This window comes from Streptomyces sp. 8P21H-1, assembly GCF_013302945.1.
The window spans coordinates 1-1,951 of record NZ_JABTYA010000242.1; the positions used below are offsets into that span (position 1 = coordinate 1).

Sequence of the window (1,951 nt, forward strand, 5' to 3'; positions counted from 1 at the left end):
CACCCGCGTGGCCATGGACCACCGTGCCGTGGTCGTCGGCCGGGACAGGGAGGCGCTGCTCGCGGGCCTCGACGCGCTGGCCGCCGGCGAAGCCGCCGCCGGTGTCGTGGAGGGCGTCGCGGGCGACGGCTCGGGCGGCGTGGTGTTCGTCTTCCCGGGCCAGGGTTCGCAGTGGGCCGGCATGGCGGTCGAACTCCTCGCCACGAGCCCGGTGTTCGCGTCGCGGATCGCGGAGTGCGCGGCGGCGCTGGAGCCGTTCGTGGACTGGTCGCTGCCGGACGTCCTCAACGGGGTCGAGGGTGCCGCGTCGCTGGAGCGCGTCGACGTCGTCCAGCCCGCGCTGTGGGCGGTGATGGTGTCCCTCGCCGAGGTCTGGCGGTCCCGGGGCGTGGAGCCCGCCGCGGTGCTGGGGCACTCGCAGGGCGAGATCGCCGCCGCGGTGGTGGCGGGCGGACTGTCCCTTCAGGACGGCGCGCGGGTGGTGGCACTGCGGTCGCAGGCGCTGCGCGCCCTGTCCGGGCTGGGCGGCATGGTGTCGGTCGCGCGGGGCGTGCAGGAGGTGCGCGGGCTGCTGGCCGGCTTCGACGGCCGGATCGGCGTCGCCGCCGTCAACGGGCCGTCGTCGGTCGTCGTCTCCGGTGACGCCGACGCCCTGGACGAGTTCCTGGCCGGGTGCGAGCAGGCCGGTGTCCGGGCGCGCAGGGTGGCCGTGGACTACGCCTCGCACTCGGCGCACGTCGAGCGGATCGAGGAGGAGCTCGCGGAGCTGCTGGCCCCGGTCGCCGGACGGTCCTGCGCGGTGCCGTTCTACTCCACCGTCTCCGGGTCGGTGATCGACACCGCCGAACTGGACGGCGGCTACTGGTACCGCAACCTGCGCGGGACGGTCGAGTTCGAGGCGGCGACGCGTGCGCTGCTGGCCGACGGCTTCCACGTCTTCGTCGAGGTGAGCGCGCACCCGGTCGTCGCGACCGGGGTGCAGGAGACCATCGAGGACGCGGGCGCGCGCGCCGGTGTGGTCGGCACGCTGCGCCGCGACGAGGGCGGCCCGGAGCGCTTCGCCCTCTCCCTGGGCGAGGCGTGGGCGCTGGGCGCCGGCGTCGACTGGGACACGTACTACGAGGGCACCCGGCCCCGCCGCGTCGACCTCCCCACGTACGCCTTCCAGCGGCAGCACTACTGGCCGCGCTTCGCCGACCTCGGCGGGGACGTGACCTCCGCCGGTCTCGACTCGCCCGACCACCCGATGCTGGGCGCCTCCGTCGAACTGGCCGGCGGCGACGGCCTGGTGGCCACCGCCCGCTGGTCGCTGCGCACCCACCCCTGGCTCGCCGACCACGCCGTGTCCGGCACCGTCATCGTGCCCGGCACCGCGCTCGTGGAGTCCGTGATCCGCGCCGGTGACGCCCTCGGCTGCGGCCAGGTCGACGAACTCACCCTCCAGGCCCCCGTCGTCCTCCAGGAGCGCGGCGAGGTCCAGGTGCAGATCGCGGTCGGCGAGCCCGACGCGTCCGGCCGCCGCCCCGTCACCGTCCACACCCGGTCCGCCGGGTCCGACGGCCACACCGAGGACCTGTGGACGCTGCGCGCCCAGGGCACCCTCGGCCGGTCCGGCGAGCCCGCCGTGGACCGGCCCGAGGACTTCACCGTGTGGCCGCCGCGCGGTGCCGCCGCCGTCGCCGCCGAGGGCTTCTACGACCTCCTCGCGGGCCGCGGCTACGAGTTCGGGCCCGTCTTCCAGGGCGTCCGCGCCACCTGGAGCCGCGGCGACGACATGTTCGCCGAGGTCGTCCTGCCCGAGCAGGTCCGCGGCGACGCCGGACGCTTCGGCATCCACCCCGCGCTCCTCGACGCCGCCCTGCACGCGGCCCACCTCGCCCCGGGCGGCGACGACCGCGTGGTCGTGCCGTTCGCCTGGTCCGGGGTGTCGCTGCACGCCGCCGGCGCCACC

General features: G+C 76.4%; 1 protein-coding gene. It reads left to right on the plus strand.

The window, feature by feature from the left end:
• The coding region (locus tag HO151_RS04655) for an acyltransferase domain-containing protein (protein WP_173894841.1) at positions 1-1,951 on the plus strand (1,951 nt) is incomplete at both ends.